The organism is Labilibaculum euxinicum (assembly GCF_009795715.1).
Taxonomy (GTDB): Bacteria; Bacteroidota; Bacteroidia; order Bacteroidales; family Marinifilaceae; genus Labilibaculum; species Labilibaculum euxinus.
On the sequence record NZ_WTCR01000001.1, the window covers coordinates 141,240 to 162,397 of the forward strand.

General features: G+C 34.4%; 21 protein-coding genes and 1 riboswitch. All 21 genes read right to left on the minus strand.

The annotated features are described in order from the left end of the window. Positions 1–502: 502 nt before the first annotated feature. The 21 genes from GQR60_RS00435 to GQR60_RS00535 all read right to left on the minus strand — a co-directional run bounded on the left by GQR60_RS00435 (position 503) and on the right by GQR60_RS00535 (position 21,115). Positions 503–2,053, minus strand: a complete 1,551-nt coding sequence (locus GQR60_RS00435) for a RagB/SusD family nutrient uptake outer membrane protein (protein WP_124991056.1) — start codon at positions 2,051–2,053, stop codon at positions 503–505. A gap of 12 nt (positions 2,054–2,065) precedes the next feature. Further along, positions 2,066–5,395, minus strand: coding sequence for a TonB-dependent receptor (locus tag GQR60_RS00440; protein WP_124991057.1), 3,330 nt, complete (start codon positions 5,393–5,395; stop codon positions 2,066–2,068). 126 nt (positions 5,396–5,521) lie between these two features. Beyond that, positions 5,522–6,547 (minus strand): FecR family protein, encoded by a 1,026-nt coding sequence (locus tag GQR60_RS00445; protein ID WP_160463374.1) that lies wholly within the window; start codon positions 6,545–6,547, stop codon positions 5,522–5,524. A 113-nt stretch (positions 6,548–6,660) separates the two neighbouring features. Further along, entirely contained in the window at positions 6,661–7,254 is a 594-nt protein-coding gene (locus GQR60_RS00450) for an RNA polymerase sigma factor (RefSeq protein WP_124991059.1), read from the minus strand. 999 nt (positions 7,255–8,253) lie between these two features. Further along, positions 8,254–9,237, minus strand: coding sequence for a type II toxin-antitoxin system HipA family toxin (locus GQR60_RS00455; RefSeq protein ID WP_124991060.1), 984 nt, complete (start codon positions 9,235–9,237; stop codon positions 8,254–8,256). A 4-nt stretch (positions 9,238–9,241) separates the two neighbouring features. Beyond that, positions 9,242–9,565: a HipA N-terminal domain-containing protein gene (locus tag GQR60_RS00460; RefSeq protein WP_124991061.1), complete on the minus strand. Its 324-nt coding sequence runs from the start codon at positions 9,563–9,565 to the stop codon at positions 9,242–9,244. Further along, positions 9,562–9,777, minus strand: a complete 216-nt coding sequence (locus GQR60_RS00465; RefSeq protein ID WP_124991062.1) for a helix-turn-helix domain-containing protein — start codon at positions 9,775–9,777, stop codon at positions 9,562–9,564. Before GQR60_RS00465 ends, GQR60_RS00460 begins: the two co-directional genes overlap by 4 nt. A 503-nt stretch (positions 9,778–10,280) precedes the next feature. After that, entirely contained in the window at positions 10,281–10,679 is a 399-nt protein-coding gene (locus tag GQR60_RS00470; RefSeq protein WP_124991063.1) for a SpoIIAA family protein, read from the minus strand. Positions 10,680–11,158: 479 nt separating this feature from the next. Continuing rightward, the gene (locus tag GQR60_RS00475) at positions 11,159–11,497 is read right to left on the minus strand and encodes a carboxypeptidase-like regulatory domain-containing protein (RefSeq protein WP_160463375.1); all 339 of its coding nucleotides are present in this window, start codon (positions 11,495–11,497) and stop codon (positions 11,159–11,161) included. A 114-nt stretch (positions 11,498–11,611) separates the two neighbouring features. Further along, on the minus strand, positions 11,612–11,839 hold the full coding sequence (locus GQR60_RS00480) for a phosphoadenosine phosphosulfate reductase domain-containing protein (RefSeq protein ID WP_124991065.1): 228 nt from the start codon (positions 11,837–11,839) through the stop codon (positions 11,612–11,614). A 151-nt stretch (positions 11,840–11,990) separates the two neighbouring features. Then, positions 11,991–12,599 (minus strand): adenylyl-sulfate kinase, encoded by a 609-nt coding sequence (cysC, locus tag GQR60_RS00485; protein ID WP_124991066.1) that lies wholly within the window; start codon positions 12,597–12,599, stop codon positions 11,991–11,993. A gap of 21 nt (positions 12,600–12,620) precedes the next feature. Next, entirely contained in the window at positions 12,621–13,301 is a 681-nt protein-coding gene (locus GQR60_RS00490) for a phosphoadenylyl-sulfate reductase (RefSeq protein ID WP_124991067.1), read from the minus strand. 75 nt (positions 13,302–13,376) lie between these two features. Beyond that, positions 13,377–13,520, minus strand: a complete 144-nt coding sequence (locus GQR60_RS20300; RefSeq protein ID WP_124991333.1) for a DUF2061 domain-containing protein — start codon at positions 13,518–13,520, stop codon at positions 13,377–13,379. Between the two features lie 45 nt (positions 13,521–13,565). Continuing rightward, positions 13,566–14,168 carry a precorrin-2 dehydrogenase/sirohydrochlorin ferrochelatase family protein gene (locus GQR60_RS00500; protein WP_191991573.1) on the minus strand — a complete coding sequence of 201 codons (603 nt, stop codon included), beginning with the start codon at positions 14,166–14,168 and terminating at the stop codon, positions 13,566–13,568. Between the two features lie 75 nt (positions 14,169–14,243). Then, positions 14,244–15,056 (minus strand): uroporphyrinogen-III C-methyltransferase, encoded by an 813-nt coding sequence (gene cobA, locus GQR60_RS00505; protein ID WP_124991068.1) that lies wholly within the window; start codon positions 15,054–15,056, stop codon positions 14,244–14,246. 9 nt (positions 15,057–15,065) lie between these two features. After that, complete coding sequence (locus GQR60_RS00510) at positions 15,066–17,141, minus strand: nitrite/sulfite reductase (RefSeq protein WP_124991069.1); 2,076 nt, start codon at positions 17,139–17,141, stop codon at positions 15,066–15,068. 590 nt (positions 17,142–17,731) lie between these two features. Beyond that, positions 17,732–17,835, minus strand: a riboswitch (SAM riboswitch). Between the two features lie 761 nt (positions 17,836–18,596). Continuing rightward, on the minus strand, positions 18,597–18,779 hold the full coding sequence (locus GQR60_RS00515) for a hypothetical protein (protein WP_148096527.1): 183 nt from the start codon (positions 18,777–18,779) through the stop codon (positions 18,597–18,599). 247 nt (positions 18,780–19,026) lie between these two features. Beyond that, on the minus strand, positions 19,027–19,548 hold the full coding sequence (locus GQR60_RS00520) for a hypothetical protein (RefSeq protein WP_124991070.1): 522 nt from the start codon (positions 19,546–19,548) through the stop codon (positions 19,027–19,029). Positions 19,549–20,240: 692 nt separating this feature from the next. Beyond that, the gene (locus GQR60_RS00525) at positions 20,241–20,504 is read right to left on the minus strand and encodes a hypothetical protein (RefSeq protein WP_124991071.1); all 264 of its coding nucleotides are present in this window, start codon (positions 20,502–20,504) and stop codon (positions 20,241–20,243) included. 57 nt (positions 20,505–20,561) lie between these two features. Beyond that, positions 20,562–20,744 (minus strand): hypothetical protein, encoded by a 183-nt coding sequence (locus GQR60_RS00530; protein ID WP_124991072.1) that lies wholly within the window; start codon positions 20,742–20,744, stop codon positions 20,562–20,564. A 146-nt stretch (positions 20,745–20,890) separates the two neighbouring features. Beyond that, on the minus strand, positions 20,891–21,115 hold the full coding sequence (locus GQR60_RS00535; RefSeq protein ID WP_124991073.1) for a hypothetical protein: 225 nt from the start codon (positions 21,113–21,115) through the stop codon (positions 20,891–20,893). Positions 21,116–21,158 lie beyond the last annotated feature (43 nt).

The window sequence follows — 21,158 nt, forward strand, 5'->3', positions numbered from 1 at the left end:
TCAAAAAAAAAGGTTTAAAATACTTTTTAATATACGAATTCCGAAAATAAATAAAAAATATAGGAAGTTGCCACACAGGGAGGTCAAATTATTGCTTATAATTTGGAGATGCGTATTATACACCATGCGACAACCAATACAGACCTTACCATTTAATTTACAAATTGATTTTCTGAAATGTATATTTTTGGAATTTGCAAGTTTTAAGCGAACCCATTTGTGAATTTCCTCTCATTAATCGATGTTTTTGTCGAAATGTTTTTTTATTCGACAATAAAAGTTTTATTAACTATTAAAAATCTATACTTATTAATTTCGATTCATATCTATTTTAAAATTCCCGGAAATTTGATTTTAAAATGAATGAAATCGATTCCATTTGCAAATCTTGTCAGTGGTTTATTTTGTGGATCAATAAGAACCAAAAAGCGTAAGAATTAGTTCAAAAACAAAAGCCAAGATCTTAAAAAAGACCTTGGCTTAGCCTTATTAATTGATATTTTTAATACCCGGGATTATTAGGGAGTAAATTTTCATTAATATCAATGTCTCCTTGAGGTATTGGCCACAACCACCCCTTGGCTGCATTAAAATTTATGGTAGTTATTTTAATTTGTTCAAACACCCAATTAGCAGGATCTGAAGGATCAGACAATTTCGATTTGTCATAACCATACACATCATGTACTAAGGATTCATCTTTCCAACGCAGCATATCTGCATACCGTGTTCCCTCCATGCAAAATTCGACTCTTCTTTCATGTCTTACTATTTCACGAAGTTGAGTTTGGTTAAGCCCGGTTCCTTCAACAGATTCAACAGCAGGCATTCCCACTCTTGCACGAACAGCATCAATCAGGTCATAAATTTCCTGATCCGTACTACCAGATTCGATTAGCGCTTCAGCACGCATCAAGCAGATGTCTGCATATCGCATCAAGATCGTATTCAGGGTACTGGTGTTAACGTCGGCAACTCCATACTCCGCATACTTACGTGGTTTGGCGCCACAAGGGTATTCAGCATAACTGGCAGGAATAAAAGTAGCATCGCCATATGTTGAACCCGGCAGAACTACAGTACTAGCAAGTCTTGGATCTCTGTTTGTATAAGGATCCTGATCATTGTAACCGGATGTTGCATCTGTTATCGGCAACCCATTGGTCATGTAATATGAATTAATCATATCGGCTGTAATGTTCGATGTTTGCCAGGTACCCAGAACAAATGGCTCTGCCGGCCATGGTTGGGGTTGATTTGTTGTGTATTGAATATCAAAAATAACTTCACTATTATTCTCCTTGGCTTCTGTGAAAAGACCAGAGTAGTCTGAGAAAAAATCATAAACCTCAAGATCCATAACATCCTTAGCTGCTTGTGCAGCCTCATCCCATTGTTCATTATAAAGCAAGATTTTTGCTTTATAGGCCAATGCTGCACCTTTAGTCGCACGTCCTACCTCAGAATAAGATTTTGGTAATACAGCGATAGCATCAGTAAAATCAGAAAGAATTTGAGTAAGAACTTCACTTTTAGCATTTCGTGACACGTAGGCTTCATCAAGTGTCAGCACCTCGGTTATAAGTGGCACATCTCCAAAAAAAGTAATTAAATCAGAATAGGCATAAGCTCGTAAAAATTTTGCTTCCGCCACCATCTGAGTTCGCACTTCGTCGCTTACCGGAGCTGTGCTGATGTCTTTCATAAATTGATTTGCCCTGGTAAGGATTTTATAATCTTGTTGCCATTTTGCATTCGGAGCCCAGCTGTTTGAATTGGTACTCCATGAGCCAATTTCATTTGAACCCTGCCATGCTGCCTGACAATAACCGTTATCCGACATAAATTCAAACTGATAAAAATGAGTTGGTGTGGCATTTGGCTGAATGGCATTGTAAATACCCATCAGTGCCATTTTAGCCTGGGTTTCGTTTTTATAGAATGTGTTAGGGGACAACCTATCAAGAGGCGTTTTATCGAGAAAATCGTCTGAACAACCAAACAAAACTGATAAAAGAAAAAATATAGTAATGATCTTATTTGTATTTTTCATCGTTAGGATCTTTTAAAAGTTAACATTTATACCCATAGTCATCACACGAACCTGAGGAAAAGCCTCAGCTCTGGTTTGATCAACTTTTTGCTCAGGATCAAAACCTTTAAAATTCGTGATGGTAAAAGCATTTTGGATACTTCCATAAATTCGTACGGAACCTAATCCGATTCGGGAAACAATTTCAGGACTAAGGGTATACCCCAATTCAATATTCTTCAAACGGAGGTAGGATGCATCTTCCACATAGAAAGACGAATGAACATTCGTACGATATTCGTCTAAAGTTACCCGTGGCATAGTGTTGGATGGATTTTCAGGTGTCCATCTGTCTTTCCACCATGAGCCTAGATTGGCAACACCACTAAATGGCGTAGCAATTTCATAATAAAAATAGCCATCAATGCCTTGTACACCTTGAAAGAATGCACTAAAATCAAATTGTTTCCATTCCAAATTTAGGTTCAACGAATAAGTAAGATCCGGGAATTGTTTCCCAATTACTGTTCTGTCGTTATTCTGATCTACAACGCCATCGCCGTTAAGGTCTCTAAACTTAATGTCTCCCGGCTGCGCAACATAGTTTGAAACAGAAACAACACCAGGCTTTAAAGTATACGTACTTCCATCATAGTCAAAATCAGAGACCTGATAAATTCCATCCATCTTGTAGCCATAAAATGAATTAATGGCGTCCCCCACTTTTTGAGCCTTGGGAGAAGTAAGTTTCTCCGGATCCATTTTTGTAATTTTATTTACAACGTGAGATGCGTTAAACGTAGTACGGAACTTAAGACCATTTGAAAACGTTTTCCGGTAGGTTAAAGAAGCTTCAATTCCCTTATTCTGAACTTCACCGGCATTTACGAAAGGTGCATTCAATTGCATAGTCCATGGAATTTGTCGATCTAAAAGTAAACCTTTTGTTTTTTTGTCAAAATAATCAACGGTCAGTTCCATGCCATTTCTCAATGTCATATCTATACCAAAATTCAATTGTTCTGATGTTTCCCATGATAAATCTTTATTGATCATATCTTCTAAAGCCACACCTGAATATAGGGCACCTCCAAGCGAATAATCTTTACCTGACTGCAAGATATCACTCCCGTTATAATAGTTTGGTATTTTCTCATTTCCAAGCTGTCCCCAAGAGGCACGTAGCTTCAAGAAATTAAGCCAATTAGCATCTTGCATAAAATCTTCTTTCGAAATAATCCAACCGCCTGAAAAAGATGGAAACGTTCCCCACTGATTTCCTGAAGCAAATCGCGAAGATCCATCTCTTCTAATGTTAGCTTCAAACAAGTACTTGTTATCAAATACATAATTTATACGCCCGAAGTAGGATCGCAAACCAAGGTCGTAACTTCCGGCATTATTTTTCTGAGTAGCAGCATCACCAAGATTGAGTACTCGCTGGTCATTGTTAACAAAGTTTTTTCTATAGCCACTTTGCCAATCGTAAGTAAACTCTTCTTCAGAATAACCGGCCAACAATTTTAACTCATGTTTTCCAAATTTTTTGTTGTATTTCAATAAAGAAGTCAACATTGTCTGAACATCTGTATTATTACGAACATCCAAATCTGATGATTCTGTTTTTGAACTTCCGTCCTTATTTGCTAATACTACATTCGCATTAAAACGATTCCCGTTTGATGTAACAACATTATATCCATATGTTACCTGCGCACTTAAATCTTTAGCAATTTCATATTCAGCTTCAACCTGCCCACTAAAATTATAGCGTTTCGTTTCTGCTGTACTACCAGTTTTAATTTCGGCATAAGGATTTAATTCCCCGTTTACGCTCATATACTCTCCATCTGCGTTTTTAAGGGGATATATTGGGGCGAGTGTGGCATACCATGTAGCATTCCAAACACTGGTAGGCTCACCTTTAACACCAAGGTTACCAGCCAATTTAGTAGACAGCCTTAATTTTTTATCTTTTAAGAAAAAAGCATCTATGTTCGAACGAAAATCGGTCTTTTTGTAACTGGTTGCTACCATAATACCATCTTGATTTAAATGCCCAAGCATAAACGCGTACTGCACATTTTCATTACCACCAGACATATTTACACGATGATTCTGTGTATTTGCCTGACCATAGTAAACTTTAAAATAATCAATATCAGGATACATTGGGTCATTGTGTGCTGCATACTTTTGAATATCTTCATCGGTGTAATTTGGAACACTCCCTGAATTTGCCGATGCCTCATTACGAAGAGTGGCATATTCTACCGAATTTAAAACACTTGGCAAACGGGTTGCTTTCTGTACGCCAAAATAGCCGTTATAGCTCACTTTCATCTTGCCGGCAGTTCCTTTTTTTGTGCTAATCAAAATAACTCCATTGGCAGCCCTGTTTCCATAAATGGAAGAAGATGCTGCATCTTTTAATACTGATATTGATTCAATGTCAGTTGCATTAACATCAGACATATTGCCAGGAAATCCATCAATCAGTACCAATGGTGAATTATCAGTCCATGTTCCAACACCTCTAATGGAAATAACCGCATCATCATCTCCTGGTTTTCCTGAACTTTGCAAAGCATATACTCCAGAAACAGTACCTTGTAAAGCCAAACTGGCATTAGTCAAAGGTCTGCTTTCCATATCCCCCATCTGAACACTTCCTACGGCTCCAGTCAAATTTGCTTTTTTCTGTGTGCCATAACCAACAGCTATCACTTCATTCAACCCGATTGTTTCTTCGGTTAATGTTACATTAACGTTTGCACTTCCATCAAAAGAAATTTCCTGCGATTTCATTCCAATAAATGAATACACAAGAATTGCGTCAGCTGGAACATTTAAAAGAACATAATTTCCGTCAATATCGCTTATTGTACCGTTTGTAGTACCTTTTACAAGTACAGTTGCTCCTGGTAGCGGAATACCGGAAGAGTCTTTGATTTTTCCAGAAACTGACTTTTGCTGCAAGTTGTTTTTTTCTTTTCCCTCACTGTTCACCAGCAGGATATGGCGATCGAGAATCGAATAAGAAACATCAGTATCTTCAAATAGTTTATCCAATACCTGATCAATCTTGATTTCTTCGACCTTGATATCTACCTTACGGCTAACATCAATCAAATCATTATTATACATAAAAAAGTACTCTGAGTTACTTTCTATTTGATCAATAACTTCTTCCACACTTACATTCGTCATGTCTAATGATATTTTAGTCAATTGAGCGTAAGATTTAACCGCGAACGTTTGCGATACAGAAACTAATAAGATAAAAATGGTAAAACGCATAATCTTAAGCATTTTTAACAAGCCGTTGTCTTCCAGCAGCCTGTAGGTTTTGTTTTTTTTCATAAATTTGTAATTAACGGATTTACTACTTCTTAAAGTTAAATTCTAATTAATCGACAGGGCAGGTAGTGCAAATACCTCCCTGTTTTTTTTATAACATTGTCATAGGCATTTTTTTTGTTTTATATTTTATTTTAACCACATTTCTATTTTCTTTTTTAGGAAAGTGCTGTCTGGTTGTTGTAGTCTTTTGTGAATTTTATACTGTATGGGAGCCACAGTTGATAACATTTTGCAAATATCTTCGAGATTTTCATCTTGAAATGAAGCTCTGAATATAGAGGCTTTCAACGCATCACCATGAAGAATTATTTCCACATTATATCTTCGTTCCAGTCTTTTTGCTATTTCTGCCATAGTAGCATTCTTAAATACCAGCAATCCTTCTTTCCAACTTGTGTAGCTTTTTGCGTCAATACTTGATTTAACAAGTTTTTTTGTTGATTTGTTATAAATCAGTTGCTGGTTAGGATCAAGTTCCCCTTTCACACTTTCATCTTTACCAAGAACAATTACTTTTCCTCTTTCCAAGATAACCCCGGTAGTTATATCATCATCATATGCATTCACATTAAATTGAGTACCCAATACCTTAACATCAAGATATGGAGTCAGTACCCTAAATCCATCCGAATTGATATGTACAACATCAAACCAGGCTTCGCCGGACATCTCAACTTTCCGATTCTGTGCAAAATTGACTGGATATTTAATGGAGGATCCGCTATTCAGCCATCCTTGAGTTCCATCCGGCAACTGGAATTTCACTCTGGATCCAATTGGAGAATGAATTTCAGCCCAGGATTCAACCTTTTTAGGAGAATTAATTGAAAAGTAAGATAAAACACCGACGGTAATTAAAGCAGGAATCAGTAAAACAACGGCAATTTTTGAGAATACATTGTAAAACGATTGAAAGACAGTTTCTTTTATTCTGCCTGTACTATTTATATGATCATGCAAACGGTTCAAAATTCCAGCCAGGCGTTCCTTGTTATCCTCAGTCGGTTTAGTTTCATTCCACTCCACCTCCATTTGTTTCTTTAATTCTTCATTACACTCTTCATTTTTGAAATAAGAGGATATGGATAAATAGTCATTGAATGAATATTTACCCGATAAAAAGCGATTTAATTTTTCCCTATTTGTTTGCATGATATCTATAATGTCCATTTAAGCGAAATATCCACTATCGGAAAAGGTGAAAAAAAAGATAAAAAAATCAAAAAGAAACATATGACACTAAATATCAGTACATTATATTTTCATTAAATTGAAACAAAAAAAGCAAAAAAGAGTGCTCCAGCCAATTTTCTTTTTGAAAGTTCTTTTAGAATTTGCTTCTGGGCGGAAGCCAACTGATTTTCTACGGTGTTAGGAGAGATTTCAAGTTCTTCGGCAATTTGTTTAATTGAAAGTCCGTAATACTTTCTTTTGATAAAAATTTCTTTACGCCTTTTCGGTAAAGCATCAATAATTAGCTCAACTTTTTCAAGAAGAAATTTATAATCTATCGTTTTATCAAGATTGTTTTCCTCTTTAAGTAATGAATAAATCAAATCATCTTTAAAAGCATTATCCTTAGATTTTTTGATGAAGTATTTCTTAATAATATTATAGGCTATTGTGAAAATATAAGCATTAAAAGAATGTTCTGGTTTTAAACCATCTCTTTTATCCCAAATATACAGAAACACCTCCTGTACAACCTCTTCGGCCTCTTCACTTGACTTTAAATATTTAACAGAGAATTTGAATAAACGTGAAGAATACTTTTTAAATAAATCATCAAATGCATTTGTATCTCCACTCTTCAATTTTTTCACAGAATGATAATCTATATGTTGAATTGACGAGCTCATGATTTGTTGTTAAATTTTCAAAATGCCAATTTAAAGATAAAATAAAAACATACAATACAAAGAAATGCCAACTAAAAAAGAATCAATTCTGTGTTTTTAAAAGTATTTTAGCAACTTAATAAATAATACTATTCATTTAACTACTTTCAGACTTATGAAACACTTCCAATAATGATGGAATTGTATTTTGTATACTTTCTGACTATTTCAATTTGCTGAAAGTAAAACCCTTGCATAGACACAGACTTAAGATATGATTATCTAATAATTATGAAAGAAGAACATTTACAAGAGAGTTTAAACTGAATTATTTTCTATAAGTTCACAAGGAATAAGTACATTAAAAAAGGTCTTTAAAAATCCGATCATTGAATTAAAGATCTTTCCTGATGCTTTCCTTCAGTCAATAAATAATCGGTAAATTGCCTTGCTGTTTTAGGAATAAAAGCACGTCTTCTAAAAAAATCATGTAAAGTCTTGCGATTATATTCCTTTTCTGTTTCATCAATAAACGGATTCAACTCCTCTTTTATCTTTAACAAGCAAAGTACAGCATCGAAAAGTTCATTCTATTATACGATCTTATTTTGATTTGTGGTGATTGATATCTCCTTGAAATTGTTTACTATCACTTGTGTTGGGTAGTAAATCGGAATGCAAAAACCATAACTCTTAGTGTATCAGGCTGTTGAATATCATTTAAGTTCTGATTTTCAAAAAAAAGTGATTAAACTTTTGATTGAACCTAACGCCAGAACGTTGGGGAACGTCTTGTAAACAGAGGGTTACCCCTCTGCTTATCTTAATTGTGCCCAGGAAAAGTGCACGACAGGCTTCATTATCATCTCATTACCAGCCATATAGAAATCTTTAAATTTAAAAGGTCTCGATTTTGTCTCTCTACAATTAAAAGCGACTCTTTTACTGTACATAAATCACACTCTAAGATACCAACTTATTGACAGTGATCCAATTTTTATTTTTCGGACAAATGTCTTACTATCTGGTAAGCTTTTTTAATTTAGTCTGATATGACTGTAAATAATTGCGCTTGGTTTTATCATCAAGAAATGAAGCTGCAATTAACTTTTCTACTTTTTCAGAACCAGAGCTTAATAAATCAAATATCTTTTTTACTTGTTGCTCTTTTAAACCAACCAACTCTGCCAGCTTAAAAAACTGTTTTGTAATTGTTCCTTGTGCAAGATTCTTTGGCAACAAACCATCTTCAAGGGCAAAATCACTGTCCTCAATATGTATTCGGCTATTTAATAAGTCATATGCCGGGCTCAATCGAAAATCTCCCATTGGAGTTTCCAATAAAGAAAAATTCTTTAAATGGGCATCTCCATTTGAAAAGAGATAATTAAATAATATCAGCCTGAATAATTTAGGTGCTTCAATTTTATAAGCCGGCACATTCGCTTGTATCAATTGAAACAAGTCCAAATAATTCCCCTGGTATTTATAATGTTCTCCGTGGGTTTGAGGAGTTCTTCCAGCTAATGATGCAAAATCCTCCTGTGCCCACTTGTTTCCATCATCTTTTACATCAAATCGCTTGGTGATATATGATGGTGATCCATTCTTAAAAAAAACCAAAGCATTTTCGGCTGTTTCAATTCCATAAACTTGACGAGCAATTTGCATCGTTAAATGCTCATTTGCGGGCATCTGATCAGCCCTATTGCCAACACCAGGAATAGGTTTTAGAATATAAGCTCCTCGCTCCCCTGGATTAATTAGTCTCAATTTATTTTTGTCAAGCAATACGGAAAACTTTTGCTGAACTCCGGAAATAGACATTTGTTTTCTGCTATTATCGAATAATTCATCTGTTAGTTGATTACTTGCAGGAGAATCATATGGTAAAACATGATGAACCTTTTTTCCATTAAAAACCCTACTTAAACAAGTTCTGCTGTAGGTCTGATAACCTTCTGCCAACGTACCAGGGCAGTATTTAATTTCAAGTAAACTCATTTCATTATTCAATTTTAATGATTCGAACAGCTCCTATGGTATCGGTTTTTGCTGTCGTTAACAGCAAACCAAAATAATCATCTGCATCTATTCTCAAAAGTTTGCAGACTACCTGCTTATTTGATCCTTCAGGAAGCAGGTTATAGAAAAACGGGAATAAGTATTTTGAATTATACTCCTGTTTTGTTTTAGGTAAAGTCAGACTTATGCCTGGCTTACCATCATCTGTCATCCAAAGATCATTGTATCGGAATGTGAATGATGCATCATCATGCTGAGCTAAAATTCCCGCTTCCTTCTCTTTGTACAATACACGAGCCTGTCTCATAGATTAGGAGTTTTTTTAACTTGTAAGCAAAACTCCAAGCCCAATGCATCTGCCAATTTTTGCAAGGTTTGCAAGGTTGGATTTCCTTTTCCACTTTCGAACTCTTTTAAAGTTCGTAATCCTACACCTGAAATTTCGGCCAAAGTTTCCTGAGTAACCTGCATCATAATTCGGCGTTCTTTTAGTATTTGAATTATCTCGTAATTGTGCATTATATTGCTCTTTTAAGTGTAAATATAACATTATTCCATTAAAATACCACGATTTGTGCAATATACTACTCTTTTTAGCTGAGTTAACAAGTTAAAGCTACTCTCCAGTATTATCGTGCATTTTAAGGCCCTATAATTGTATTTTCTATAGCTGGAACAAAGTCTTTACTTAAATTTGAAGTGCAAATTAAACCTTACCTATAATATCAACACGAATTAAGGTAGGTCATAGTCCCAACAGAACCTAACCCGAAAGGCATTAAGCAGTGTATGCCAGCAATCTAGGATTGCTTAAATATATTTTAATATCCCCCTTATTTGTCCCCTAATAAATATTCAGTGTTTATTGAGTTCAACTGGTTAGTATAAAAATCTTTGGCACTATATTGCTTCTACTTTTCAAAACCGTTACTATTCTTATTCAAATTTTACGCCAATGATTTTTTATGCATTGTTAGGACAGGTTATTTACACATAATAGCTTGCCTGGGCTTTTTAAAGCTCTAAAATTCTCTTAGATAATTGTTATATGATACTTGCTGTTTAAGCCATTTTAATGCAGCTTCCTCTGTAGAAAATACATTTATTAATACTTTTTCAGAAGAAGTATCTAAATTAAACAGAATAGAATAAGCGGTTATCTTTGGTGTGTCTACAAGAAAAGCTGTCCTAATTGTCTTGTATGAAGAAGTCCCTTTTTCAGCTAATTTTGAAATAAAAGATATATCATCAATTTCAAGGTTCATATCAACCTCCCTTAAATCATATAGTAAGTAAATATTTTTCGGCAAATTATCAAGCCTCTCAAATTCGAACAGATAATTCTTTATATCTTCCACAGTAACAGTGTCAGAAAAATCAACATAAAATATTCCAGAATCTCTCAAAGAAAAGCTAATCATATAAATTTTAGATAAAGAGTCATATTTCAATTACATTATTGGTTCTATGTCTGAACCAGTTAATAAGATCAGATTGATGTTATTTCTTTTATAATCTTTCACAGAGGCAAAATATGCACCGATATTTAGGCATATACATTAACCGTCATCTTAAACATCCTTATTCTGAAATACACAAGCTTAAAGTAAAGCCATCAATTTTCAGTTAAGACTAATAAAATGACAAAAGCCTAAAAATCATTGAATAGTCATACCCTGACATTTTACAGCTTACCAATAGTCAGAGCATGACAAAATTGAAGTTTAACACATATCAGATAAGAAAAATCCGCCTTGTTGTTCTATGGCTTAGATTTAAACTGTTTTAGTTACTTTCTCAATTTTCATACTGCCTCTTAGTTCGACCTAATACATGTATACAAGAAGAGGCCTGTTTTCAATGTTGAAAACAGGCCTGATATTAAGATTATAATTAGCTTTTAGTTTGTAAGTAATTGAGCATCCTGAGTATTTGCATTACCTGCAACAACCTCAACGCCCTCGATAGTTGTAATTTGGTAACCTTCTTTTGCATATTCAAGATTGTAAGTGCCGGCATCAACACCTATAATTGTATAATCACCATTAACATCAGTAAAAGAGGTGGTATATACAGTGTCAGCAGCAATAATTGAAACCTGTGCGCCATCAATAGCCAACTCCTCTGCATCAAAAACAGTACCTGTTAATCGTCCTGCTGTAGACAAGTTTGAAGCTTTTATTACTGGCTTAAAAATAAATCCTTTAATACCTGCTGGTGAATTAGTATTTCCCTGCACTACGAATGATTTACTTACATCAAAATCAAGAAGTAAGTCAGATGTCAGCCCTCCAGCTATTTCAAAGATGGCTTATAAATATCTTAATACCCGTCTGCGCTCCACTAGGAACCTTCATAGCATGTTTTGTACCATCAGACAATAGCACGTTTCAATATGTGCCAATGTAAAAGGGATCTTCGCTGGCCAAAAAGCCTTTCGTGTAAGATGTGCTATGACAATAGAATCTTTTCCTCCTGAGAAAAGAAGGGCTGGGTTTTCGAATTGAGAATCCACCTCCCGGATGACATATATGGCTTCGGATTCTAATTCCTGTAAATTGGATAGCTTATATTTTTTCATGTTGTATTTTTTTTTAGTTTGTTAAATAATAAGGGGATCAATTCAAAAACGATTCAGCTTCTTATTCTGTAAATCTTGTATCGTTTTAATATAAATTGAAATTTCAAAACAGCAGTATTCGATCTTAAAACTCAGCTAATTCTCAAGGGGTTCAATATCTTTTTTCGATTATTTTATCTATGATATGTTCAAGTATTTCTTCTGCCAATTCTTTGACACTCCTGTCTTCAGTTTTTATCACGATGTCAGGATTCTTCGGGCTGATAAAAGGAGAGTTGATGCCTGGAAAGTTTTTAACATCTCCATTTCGGGCCCTTTTGTATAATTCTTTTATATCGCGCTGTTCGCAAATATGTAGTGGCGTGTCGATAAATACTTCTATAAAATCATCGCCTATGATATTTTTGGCAAGATCCCGAACATCCTCAGTTGGACTGATAAAACAGTTTATTGTAATAATACCTGATTCAACAAATAATTTTGAAATTTCAGAGATACGTCTAATGTTTTCAAGTCTGTCGTTATCGGAGAAACCGAGATTTTGGGTAATACCGCTTCTTATATTGTCACCATCAAGAATGTTGGAAAAATAGCCAAGTTTGAAAAGTTCTTTTTCCAGTTCAATGGCAATTGTCGATTTTTCTGACCCCGATAGTCCGGTAAACCAGACTGCTTTTGCCCTCTGATTCAGAACAGATTCCTTGTAAGCACGAGGGACCGTTTTTTCGAATATGGGGAATATATTTGTTGCTTTTTTCACGATTACCTCCAATTTTGTGATTTACTCTTTTGGTTTTGATGGTTTAGAATGTAAACCGCATTCTGTTTTTAATTTTCCTGACCATCTGCCTGAACGTCCTTTCCCTTTTATTGTACAGTGTGTACAGCCAACAGATTCATAACCACTGGCAAAAAGGGGATGTTCAGGAAGATTGTTTTCTTTAATTATCTTATTCTTTTCTTCCTCTGTCAGGTCTATTAAAGGATGAAATTTTATTATTCCGTCAGCCTCCTGAAAAATTCCAAAGTCTTCTCTTACATTATTTTGATTCTGCATAAGTCCTGAAATCCAGATTTTATATCCCGATTTTACAGAGGCAAGTGGACCAACTTTATTTACAGCACAACACAGGTCGGGATCACTTTTCCATACTTTCTCCTTTTTGGTAAAACTATTCTGATATTCATCAGGTTTTATATCAACAACATCAAGTTTATATAGCTGTTTTAATGTCTCTTTGTACTTCAATGTTTCAGGAAAGTGAAACGAAGTATCCAGAAAATGAACTTTTTGTTGTGGGTTAATACTATTAATAATATGCAAGAGCAGAATTGAAGACGTTCCAAACGATGATGTAATCATTATTTCATTGGAACTAAAATCTTTATATAACTCATGAATCCTTTCATCAGGCGTCAGTGGGGAATATTTTGCATTTAATTCTTTAATATTAGCTTTCATTTGTTCTGGGATTAGTTATAATATTGTTTATGATTTTAAAAGCCGTTTTTGCATTTGACTATATCCTTTGGTAGCTTAATACCTCCAGCGAACGCGTGCCCATATTCTTTCATTTGTAAAATAAAGAATAAGCTTCACAACAAAATAGGCAACACCAATATGAAAGGCTGAACTGATATTTGAAGTGAACGCGTAGGTAAAACACTCATGGTTGCGAATGTTGCCATAAAGCGATACGAAAGCCCCTTTATTATACTTCTTTGTTTAGATTCTTTCATTGTCTATGATAAGATTTGAAGTTATTTTATTTAATTCTCTCACTTTTACAGTGAAATCCGATTTTAGACTGTTTCTAAGCTTATTGAGATTATCAAGAACACTCTCCACTTCATCGGGTAAAATGCTTTCAAGAATTTCTCTGAATCTTTTTGAGAATGTTGGAGATTTCCCATTTGTGGAGATACCTACCTTTAGATTTCCTTTGGTAACAACAGATCCGAAATAAAAATCGGATAACAACGGCTTGTCGACAACATTTACCAATAGTCGCATTTGTTTAGCTTCAAGTCTGATTTCGCGGTTTAAGTCTGAATGGTTTGTCGCAATTATCACAATATCTTTATCAATGAGGTCTGAACGATCAAATTTCTTATTTTGAACTTTAACATTTGAATGTTTATTTGACAGTTCATAAATCTTAAGTGAAACCTCAAGAGAGACAATCGTAATATTTGCGTCAGGACTGTTTTTTAATAAAAAAAACAATTTTTCTGTTCCTGCTTTTCCCCCACCAATAATTAAATATTTAACCTTTAGCGGGTTTATAAATATTGGCAACAGGGGATTTATATTTATTTTATCCGTCATCTTCATATGTTTATAATTTTCTAGTTAAGGCCATATGAAAGTCGCCAATAAGCACCTCCCTGTGTGTCGAAAGCACTAGTCATGGCTCGTTTCATTTTCTTTAATTTGGTTCTGAAGTAAATTGCAATGCAGATATTCACACACGTATTCGGTATGTTGCCTTACAACCTCTCCAATAATTATAATACTTGGCGTTCCCACATTCTTTTGTTCTACGAGCTTTTCAATATTTTCTATTGTAGAAATGGCCGTTTTCTCATTTGCTAACGAACCGTTTTGTATTACAGCAACCGGAACTCCTGATTTGTTATTATTCTTAAAAATTTCAACGATCTCGGAAAGTTTATTTCTTCCCATTAGTATAACTATAGTTGCAGATGATTTTGCTGCCAGTTTAATATCATTAGCCAGTTGATTATTTTGTGTTGTCCCGCTTAAAACCCAGAAGCTTTCGCTGATTCCCCTGCTGGTTAAAGAAATGCCCTTAAGTGCAGGTAGTGTTGTTGCTGATGAAAGTCCTGGGATTACGGCGACCTTTATTCCATGCAACTCAGCATATTCAGCCTCTTCTTTGCCACGACCAAAAATAAAAGGATCTCCTCCTTTTAATCGGACTACATTACCATATTTATATGAGTAGTCAACAATTAATTTGTTTATCTCATCCTGAGTGTGACTATGATTATTGGCTCGCTTACCTACATATACTTTCAGGCTGTTTTTCGGTGCATATTCCAGAATTTCAGGATTAACCAAAGCGTCGTAAAGGACTACTTCAGCTCTTTTAAGTGCATTTGTTCCTTTTATACTTATTAGTTCAGGATCTCCCGGTCCTGCACCTACTAATGTCAGAACCGGTTTGTCATATTTATTTGTTTTGGCTTCCATGTCTTTATCTTAAAAGTCGATTTCAATAAACTTCCTTGTTTTGCTTATATACTTGTTTGCAAACGCTTTGGCTGGCCTTTGTTTATTAATTAGAAGTATTGTGTCTTTAAAGCTATTTTCCTTGCTTGTTATCTTTTTACTTGTAATTAAATTATCAAAGTCATTTATTACTTCAATCTCCGTGTTTACAGCAATCTTGTTTTTTATAAGAATCGATTTTGCGATTGAAATAAGAGCAGCATAATTATGAAATATTGCATCTGCGTATTCTTCGTTTTCGTAAGCAATATCAGACTCTTCAAATCTATTTTTTGCCTCATTCGTAAATCTTTCTGCCCAATTGATATCAACTACTGGGGCAGTTGCAATCTTATTAGTTTCAAACTTTTTATCGTTTCCCCAGTCATAAAAATCACTTTCAATAAGATTTGTTTTAATTGTTAAGGGAGTAAGAAGCTCAAAATAAAACGTCTTAGTTTTTTCGTTATAGTATTCATTAAATGTTTTATCGTCCAAATTATTCTTAGTGAAATCTGAAAGTATTATCCTAAGTGCATCAGGTACCCTCTTGGCAGGTATTTTAATTACTTTTTCACTAAAGACACCATTGCCGTCACCTGTTATACCTCCGCCTAACATTATTTGGCTTCCTGGAGCTTGTCTACCATCAACAGAAAATATTGTTCCGTGAAAACCAATTGATGCTATTGACTGTTGCCCACAAGAGTTTGGACATCCGCTTAGTTTAATCCTTAAATTCTTATCTCCGATAAGCTCAGGAAATTCATCAATAATCACTCTTTCAATTTCTCCAGATAATTTGCTTGTGTTTGTTATGGCTCTGACACAAGTGTCTGTACCCGGACATGATGTCACATCTGCAGTGCTATCGGCTCCAGGCTCAGCCAATCCAATCTCGTTTAGCAAATTGAAAATTCCTTTTAAATTCTCATTAGTTACAAACTTCAGAATAAGTCCCTGAGTAATGCTTAGTCTGATATCATCAGCCGCGTATAGCTTTACAATACCGGCTAATTTTCTAGCTGTATCGCTATCGATGTTTCCCATCGTCAGCTTAATTTGAATGGCATTAAATCCTTCCTGCTTTTGTTTCGATACATTCGTTTGTAACCACAATAAATATTTGTCTTCATTTAAAATTTCGATATCTTTTGTATTGCCTGCTTTTAAATTGGGAACAATTTGATTGTAAGATTCTCTGCTAATAACGAATTTCTCATGTTTAACGGCTATTTTTTCCTCATTTATTAATTGAATTACAAGCGAAAGACCAAGCTCTTTAATTAGAAATTTCAATCTCGATTTTGCTCTGTTGTTTCTTTCTCCATATCTGTCGAATACACGAATAACAGCTTCAGTGAAGGGTATCAGTTCGTCTTCCGGAATAAATTCTGTCGCAACATCGGCTAGTTTTGGAGAGACTCCCAGCCCGCCACCAATCATGACCTTGAAACCTCTTTTTTCTTCTCCTGAAATAATCTTAATTTTCGGAATAAAACCAAGGTCCTGAATAAAACTCAGTCCCTCGTCTTCTTCATTTGATGAAAAAGAGAATTTTAATTTTCTTCCCAGTTTTTGCCCAAAAGGATTCCACAATATGTATTCGTAAAGCGCCTGAGCATAGGGTGAAACGTCGAATATTTCTTTTGGATCAATTCCGGAAAAAGGGGAGGCTGTTATGTTTCGAACAGTATGACCACAGGTTTCTCTAATTGTTAATCCAACTTTATCAAGTTCACTCCAAATAGCTGGAGTATCTTTAATTTTTACTGAATAAATCTGAATATCCTGTCTTGTGGTGATATGTAACATGCCATTAGCGAATTGGTCTACAAGTTCAGCGATTTTAGTCAGCTGTTGTCCGGTTATTCTTCCATAAGGAATCTTAATTCGAACCATCTGTACTCCTTTTTGACGCTGACCATGAATACCTCTTATGGAGTGAAATCCTTTGAAACTCTCTTGGTCAATACTGCCGTTTTTAAATAATTGGATTTTTGATTCCAGTTCTTTTATATCATTTTTTACTGATTGGGATGGATTAGTCGAATTTAGAATAGTCATGTTTTTAATTTATTAAAAAAATATTTGGATGTTTGATTTTATGCAAAAAAAAAGCCTTCCGAGTATCCGGAAGACTTTACTATAAGTGATATGTTTTGATTTTAGAACATAGTACAATCATAGTTATAATATCCCGGATAGGTCAAAATAATGCGCATACAACAGCACATACAGCAAATGCAGCACATCATTGTGTTAGAAGAATCTATACGGTTTTTAACTATGTTTTGTATTGTACTTTTCATCTAAATTTTTATTTAGCGGATGTTTCTTTTGAAATTTAACTGTAAAAAAAAAAGCCTTTCTGATGACACAGAAAGGCTTAGTATATAATTATTTAAATTACACGTTATGAGCTCATCCTTTGTCGATAGGTATGTACATGCAGCAGCAACAATTGTTCTGTTTCAATTTCACGATATGTAATTTTACTTTTCTCATTTTTGTCTAAGGTGTCTGATGTTGTTTTAGCAACAATATGTTAATGTTTTCGGAATGCAAATCTTTTTTTATGATTTCAGGTATAATCCCCAGAGTTTAAATAAAGTGTTGCGATCGAAAGTGTTGAATGTGTTTTTTATCTCTAATTTAATTTATATTTTCCATAAGCTATCGGATCAGGACTTAGCAGCTTAACTGGTGTCAGGTTGCAAGAGTTTCATCGAACCTGTCTCTCCACTCTTCTGTATAAATCAACTATTTCTAATTGAATTTGACGACACAAACATAAAGTGCTTTCACCGTCTTTCCAAATTCATAACAATTTAATGATGAATCGAAATCCACTTATAGTTAAGGATTCTAGTCAACCATGCTAGCTCACCAATGCAGCAACCCCCTGTATTAGCACCGATTTTAAGTGAAAAAAAACAAGATCTTCATGCATTTTAAAAAATAAACTAAAAATCTTTATTTATTTTGAATTTAGATAATGGCAGGCAAACTAAAAATTTGACCAAACGTCTCTTCTTTGAAAAGAAAAGGCGAAGCCTTATCAGATTGGGAATTGAAGCTGGGCAAGTCTATGCTTGGAGTAGAACTCAAAAGGGTAGATAGGCGATTGCTCAGAGTCCAATTCTTATTACTACAATTACATTGGAAAGGTTGAAGAAACGCGGCTATGTTTCTATGTCAAAAATTGTATTTACAGGTACGGTCTTGTGTATGAAACGTAGCGTATAAAAAGACGCTAACTTTTCGGATAAACACAGAGCCGAATTTTTATATTTTGTTTTTAATTTATCAATCTTAAAAGCCAAATTTAAAAATTTGGCGAACTTCGTAAATATACACAAACCTCTCTAAAAGCCTATATTAGCTATGTTTCATACACGTTATGCTTAGTGTTTAGTGCTTTTCCGCTTTGCTTAATTCCAAAGTCATTTTTATAAAATCAGATATGCTTTTTCCTAAAACTGCCATTCCTGCATCGTGAGGATTTTCCAATTTATAGCATCATTTTGCCAAACCATTTGAAGCATAGTCGAATCCATCAATTATTACTATACACCAATGACTTCGCCTACACTCAATAATTACTTCTTCAGCATAAAAAGGCCAATCTCCCTTATATTCGGATTTCAAAATTTTCTTTGATTTATATTCAGGATTTACTTTTCGCTGAACTTCGTCAAGCATTGTTCTCTTATGAACCTTTTTCGGTGTCTCTTAATATTTTGTGGTTTGACTTCGATAATCCTTTTACCCGAAATCTTTTTCATATGATATTCCAAAATCAAAAAACGATAATGATGATAATTGTAAACCTTTTTGACCTAAACATTTAAAAATAACTGTCTCGGAATTGCGGAAATATACTTTTCAAAGACTACAATTATGTAAGTGGATATTTTTTGATAAACTTAGTGACTTAAATTAAAACCCATCATCTTTCGATAATCTCCTGGATCAAGAGCCTCGTTTTCAGTCTCTTCCCGTAGTTTTTTTTTGTATTGATTCCAATTTGCGCATTGTCAGGAATCAAATCGGAATTGTGATATCTTGCCAATTTACCGAACTCAGAAAGTATAAATAGAAGTTCTTTTAAATCAGAATTTGTTTGGATAAACTCATTGTATAAATCAAACTGAGGGCTGTCGAAATCGAAGTAATAATTGTCGATTATTTCCTTTAGTAATTTTTCTAAATCGTGCCCTAAGTTTTTAGGATACCTAAAGTTCGGAAGTTCTTCGTGTTTGTGGAAGTAACCCAAGCAAATGTAGGCTTTCATAAATCTCTCAAATTCTTGCGATAAAAGTTGAAAAGGAAGAAAGTAAAAATCGTTGTTGAGATTGATATTTTGAAGTTCGCCAAAACCTAATTTAATCAACTTGTCAGAGGTTTCAAATTCCTCTAAAAGCGCAAAATATTTTAGGTTCTCAATTTCTGGCATTCTGTTTTTTGGCATTAAGCACAACTTCTAAATAAACGCAATGGCGTTCATATTTATAATAAAAGTTTATTTCCGGACCTATATAGAGCGGGAGTCTACAATTATTATGCTTTTAATATTAAAAATCATCAATAAAACGACACTAATACTTTTACTAAAGTATTAAATCTAAACTAAGATTCATATTGTCAAACCTGTCAACTTTCCGACATGGGAAATCACATTTTAAATAAGTCGCTATTTTGAAAACTGGATAAGCTAAATATTGAATCAAGAAACGATGTATTTTTATTCGGTGATAAAAACTACCTCTGTAGATTAATAGGCATAAACAGAATGTGAAACGTAATAATGGAGCTATTTGTAAAGAGTTTTTAAGGGGTATTTATCCAGATCTTATCTATTCTATCTCGATCGTTTATTCTACTTAAACGATCTTTCTGATAGCAAAACAAATTAATTTGATGGAAATTTCTATTTCTCTAGTAAAAGAAGCCTTTGCAGAGAATAAAGGCTACAAATAGAGCTATAATAAAGGGGTTTTAAGGGTGTTTATCTAGGTCTTAAATAGTTTCTATCCCGATCTTATCTAGATCGCTTATCCGTTTCGGAGGGTATGAAAAAAGCCAATTAATATTTTAGTGATTCAGGTCTCAATTTCCCGAAGTCTAAAATATTATTTGGCTCGAATACAAATTGCCTGGCAATTACACATCCGAGCTTTGCTCGGATTGCATCATGTAAGTTTGTAAGGTGCTGAATATTTCCAGTTGCTCTTCATGAGATTTTGCAAACAGTACATAGAGCATTTGAACCAGATAGCCTTGTACATCGGGTTGCATTCTTCGAATGGCATCAATAATTTGTTTTTCCTGTACATTGAATTGATCTTCGACACCGCCTAAAGCATTTGTTTTACTAGGAACCAGATTGTTCGCAAAAGCCCCTAATACCGATTGAATTGCAGGCATTTGAGTAATTGCAGTTACAGTATCCTTGGTTGTGCTAGTACTTGCCCCGGCAATATCTCAGGTGTGTTTGTCCTTTAGGTCGCTTATTTTATCATTTAGCTTTTCAATCGTAAATTCATGCTTTAGATTCGTATCTTCCAAAGTTCTGATCTTATCCCCGTATTCGGTTCTTAGGTTAAGGATTGTATTAAAATGTTCCCGTTCTACGGTTCTTAATTCTGCCGAAGCTTTTTTGATCATTTAGTGATTTCCCCTACTGTCTATGTCCATAATCGGATAAGCACCAAATTCATCTACTATCGCGCCTTTTATTTTCAATCGGGTTTCCACAAATTTCACATTCCATTTTCTGGTTCTTTTTTAGTTGTTGGTTTATTTTATTGATTCTAATTTTCTTGGGAGTGGTATTTTGCACCTGTATCAATTTCCCACTGAGTTCTCCACTCCACATTTTCATGAATATATTTGACTTCGTTTTCAAGTAAGAGATAATGTCCTTTGATGTGTTCCAAAAAGTCAGGATTCAATTTTTTCATTCTTCGCCCAAGAGTTGAAGTGGAAATATCTAATTTCATGGCAAGCTCTTTTCGGTTCATTGTTTTGTATTCCATTTTTTGCAGTCTTGTTATTTCTGAATGAGTTTTTTTCTTGTTT